General features: G+C 42.6%; 4 protein-coding genes. All 4 read right to left on the minus strand.

Going from position 1 to position 4,288, the window contains the following annotated elements; genetic code table 11:
- Nucleotides 1-868 precede the first annotated feature (868 nt).
- Nucleotides 869-1,300 carry a hypothetical protein gene (locus J7529_RS24505; RefSeq protein ID WP_318731162.1) on the minus strand — a complete coding sequence of 144 codons (432 nt, stop codon included), beginning with the start codon at nt 1,298-1,300 and terminating at the stop codon, nt 869-871.
- Nucleotides 1,301-1,383: 83 nt separating this feature from the next.
- On the minus strand, nt 1,384-1,794 hold the full coding sequence (locus tag J7529_RS24510; RefSeq protein WP_318731163.1) for a hypothetical protein: 411 nt from the start codon (nt 1,792-1,794) through the stop codon (nt 1,384-1,386).
- Complete coding sequence (locus tag J7529_RS24515) at nt 1,778-2,764, minus strand: DUF3854 domain-containing protein (RefSeq protein WP_318731164.1); 987 nt, start codon at nt 2,762-2,764, stop codon at nt 1,778-1,780. Before J7529_RS24515 ends, J7529_RS24510 begins: the two co-directional genes overlap by 17 nt.
- 102 nt (nt 2,765-2,866) lie before the next feature.
- Nucleotides 2,867-3,028 (minus strand): hypothetical protein, encoded by a 162-nt coding sequence (locus J7529_RS24520; protein WP_318731165.1) that lies wholly within the window; start codon nt 3,026-3,028, stop codon nt 2,867-2,869.
- Nucleotides 3,029-4,288: the final 1,260 nt, after the last annotated feature.

Below are 4,288 nucleotides of genomic sequence, written 5' to 3' on the forward strand. Positions count from 1 at the left end.
CGGAAATTGGCACGAGAACTTGTACCATATTAGATGCTCCTGATTGTGAGAGAACCACGATTGGGAGAAGTCTTGGGAGTGGTGTTTGCTGCACCCTCTCAAGGCGTTAAATTTCCCTCGCTGATAGGAAAAGATATTAAGGGCAAAAGACTACTTAACGCAAGGGGTAAACGTATAAGAATTCTTCACCATTTCCGATAGGAACGATCAACATAACTCTATTGTACAGTAGGCTTCCGAAAATATCCGTCGTACTACTTCACCCATGCCCATAGCGGCTGATATTTGACCTACAAGGCGGGTTACCCCTCTAAATGACCAATCGTACTGGGGGTATCCTTTTGAAAGGAATCCTTACAGGGCAAGGGTTTCAGGAGACAAGTGATACAAAGCATGTTACATGACGGCATTATTTGGCATGGATAATAGTCTCATAACGCTATTGCACACTTGTATCCCAGTATTTTATCTATGCAGAGAATTAAATACATAGACAGAACTTATTTTACTACTGTGCAGTAGTACAAGTGAAATACATATAGACAGGATGAATGTTTAACGAGTATCGCATAAGCCTAAATCGATGCACTATTGCAAATTACTACTGTGCAGCAGAAGAGGTACATATTATCAATCTGCGAACGGAAGATTCATTGCACATAACCAGCAAATAGATAGATAGCCAGCAATCAAGCTAAAAAAACGGTTCGCTAGAAGCAACGAAAGATAGGGGAGTTCTAACCTGTCCTATCATACTCCTACTAGGGTTCTGATATATCTCCTCAGAAATACCTTAATACACCGCACCGAGAGAAAGGCGATAGTGGACTTGATATTTACCTCACGACCCTATCGCCTCGTTAAACAGCTATCTAGGCTCTAAATCATGAGGGAAGTAAGTGTAAGTCCCATTCCAATCCTCATCCCTACCAATCTTCACCTTGAGTCCCCACCTTCCTTTCTCATCTTGGGAGTGGGTAATGATTGCCTCTAATCTTTCCCCTGATGGGGTAATAGCCCAAACTTTATCACCCACAGAATAGTCGCCAGATTTTCTAGTCCTTAGCATCCCTAACTCAAAACGGGAAGTTTTCCATCGCCCATCAACAGACTCGAATTCACACTCCCAATCCCCGTGTTTATCTGGGGGATTAGTGATGATACCTGGACGTTCCCCAATCCAAACTTTATCGCCAACAGAGAAGGGCAGATTTTCCTCATTTTCTTGCGCGTGCGAACATGTAGGGGTTTGACCGTCATGACCGTCATATTCTTGATATATGGTCGATTTGACCGTCATATCCATCATCATATGACCGTCATGACCATCATTTTGACCGTCATGCCCCTTGAAACTGGGAGTATCAGGAGAGAAATTCTCCGTTAAACCTGATTCTTCGATTTTTCCTGACCGTTACATACTGCCATAAGTTTTAAGATTTTCCTCTCATCCCCTACCATGGCGTAATTCCAAGCCTCATAGATGTTGGGGCAATAGGTTTTCAGCGCCTCCAATGGGTCTGTGATTGATTCCCCCTCTGGTTGCCACCAATCCCGGTCGATAACACTGGTGTTGTAATTCCCTGGGTCATGGGGCTTGATGGTCATATCGTTGAGGTTCACTACACCGTTGGAGAAGGCTGTAGACTCAAGGGTTTGAGGATTCCAATCCCACTGCCTAAGATTGCGGGTTAATGACTTCTGGCACGAAACCACCCAGTTATCGGAGCTAATCCACGATTCGGCTGCAAAGTGGATGGCATCACCGATTTTTTCCTCACGTCTTTTGCTCATTGTGAAAACGCCACCGGTTACGATTTTCCTCTGCTAATTGACGAGCAAATTCTACCGGTGTCGGGTCATCGCCCCCGTTCTTTTTAGGTTTGTCCTTCTTAGAGGATGCCCCCTCTTCCTTTGGCTCTGGCTCTGCAAACTGTTTTTCCCATTGGGCGATAGTCATAGCGGCTTTAATAACTTCGTCAAAGTTACCGCCGTTGACGATAAAATCATCCATTCCTTTGATATTCTCAGTTGTTAGTTTTTCGTGGTTTGGAACGTCAGTTAATTCCCAGCACCCAATCGTTACCTTACAGCCAGCCGTCTCTATTGTCTTGGCTAATTTCAACCACGCACGGTAAACAGCAGGGTTTGACCTGAAGTCGTAATCTGGAAGCAGGGTAACCGGTCTACCTTCCTCACAGACGGCTCCTAGAGTGTCTACCAGTTCGTTTGACCCTGGCTTATGTCCCATAGTGCAACCGGGGATGGAGAGAGTGATATACCCATTCTCAATTCCACACGCCGCTTTCTTTGCACCCTCGGTAATGGCGATCGGGAGATGGGGGAAGCAATATATCCACTGCCAGAGGTCTCCCTTATTCGTATCCAGAGAGACATGCTCTTTAGCCCTCTCTGCTACTTTCGGGAAATCGGTTAACTTCCCACGGAAGAGGAGTGCATCATAGCAGCAATCCTCTCCTGCCTTCCTTCCTCTCGTCTTATACTTTGCCCCATCCTTACCTTCTTCCCTTAGCCGCAATTGCCAAGAGTTGCCGTTGGGTTTCCCGGCGATATCTACTCCCGTTACGGTAAACCCTGCTTTATGGGGTTTGAACTGCTTTACCAGAACTGGATTGGTGATACCGGATTCCAACAATTGCTGCGCTAGCCATTTCTCATTAGTCGCCTGAGAATCTGCTACAATGGGGGAATCAGAAATCGAGGGCGTTGCGAGACCACCCTTAAAAGCATTATTATTTGACATACTATATACGAATTTGTTTTTTGATGACCGGCAGGGGCTACCCTCCGGTCTCTTTTTTTTGCAGTAGCCTACATTTACAATTCTACACCACCTTTCAGTAATTTAAAGTAACTCTATCACCTCCAGCGCTTCACGAATCTTATCCTTAATTTTGTTGCCAGCATTAGCCTTTAAAGCTAGGGCTTCATTCAGGACTTCTTTCACCTTAGACAGCTCTAGAGATTCAGTAGGTTGTTCGGTATAAGCCTCTCCTGAATCAAGCATTCTTGCGTAATCTAGGATATCTTCTGCCAAATTTTCTGGCACTCTAATGGCTTTGGTTTTGTTAGTAGACTTCCACTTAGAATGGATTGGTTTGTTTTTAAGCGATTAACTAATTTGTTTTTTCTTGCCTACACCCTCCTATTTATAAGTTAATTTCATCGAAAAAAACGGCGATATTCTCATTAGAGATTCAAGGTAAACGTTCACTCTGAATCACCAGAGCTTACTGATACATTTACCCTAAAATTTATCGCCAATATGTAAGGCGTTATAGGGTGGGAGGTGGTGGACTAAAATATCGATAAATTAGACCCTATAAAATATTGTTAATTAATGGGGTTTTTCCGCGAATAGACCGTATTGACTATAGTGATATTTCCTCCTATTTAAATGTGAGTGTTTTCCATTTCCGGCAAACTCTTTTAATGGTTACGTTACTATTGTACAGTAGCAATAATCTGATTATAAGGACATAACATTTATTTTTCTTATGATTTCATTGTACATCATAGATTTTAATCTATTTTTGACGTTAATCGGACTAACAGTGTCCTACTCCCCAGTAGTGAGATTTAGGGTAAATTTTAGGGTAAACTTCCACCCATGAGACTTCCTCTACTGATTAGGGGTGGATGGAAATATTCACTCCTAAATAGGGGGCAACTCAATATCATCATCGGGAGAAAAATAATGATTATCCAGCATCTCCCCAGACGTTTCAAATAACTTTGCAATGGTAGCCCTATCTACTCCATTCCTTAAATAAAGGGAGGCTGATGTATTCCTCAAGTTATAAGTAGGGAGTTTTTGCCTGATTATCCCATCATTAAATAATCCATTGACTATCCGATTAAATACTTTTGTGGTGAAATTGTGAACGTTAATATAGCAGAAAAGGAGTTGGTTAGGACAGTTAGGTGATGGTTTAAGGCAATAGACAACAGGCACGAATCGCAATAGAAAATGTCCTAACGCTCCCTTTCTCTGCTATATATCCCCCTTTATGAGAAGGGAAGACAACATAAACATCTGCGTCATCCCATAACCACTGTGGCTTTTTTGATTGTTCATCAAGACAATCTTTTATCCGTTGGTTAACAGGAAAGTATCGCGTCTTCCCATTCTTAGTCCCCTTTAATTCACCCAGAGAGTATGACTTATTGAATCTAATTTTATTACCTGTGATATCAAGTCCGTTGAATAAGTTGTGATATAGCAGTGAGTTCACTCCACCCGTAAAAATCGGTTAACCCTCCAATT

Origin of the sequence: Roseofilum sp. Guam (assembly GCF_017746735.1) — a bacterium.
GTDB classification, from domain to species: domain Bacteria; phylum Cyanobacteriota; class Cyanobacteriia; order Cyanobacteriales; family Desertifilaceae; genus Roseofilum; species Roseofilum reptotaenium.

What these genes read in the sequence shown, in the direction of transcription:
- J7529_RS24505 (WP_318731162.1), bottom strand. Translation starts at nt 1,300, where the DNA reads ATGACGGTCAAATCGACCATATATCAAGAATATGACGGTCATGACGGT.
- J7529_RS24520 (WP_318731165.1), bottom strand. Translation starts at nt 3,028, where the DNA reads ATGCTTGATTCAGGAGAGGCTTATACCGAACAACCTACTGAATCTCTA.
- J7529_RS24515 (WP_318731164.1), bottom strand. Translation starts at nt 2,764, where the DNA reads ATGTCAAATAATAATGCTTTTAAGGGTGGTCTCGCAACGCCCTCGATT.
- J7529_RS24510 (WP_318731163.1), bottom strand. Translation starts at nt 1,794, where the DNA reads ATGAGCAAAAGACGTGAGGAAAAAATCGGTGATGCCATCCACTTTGCA.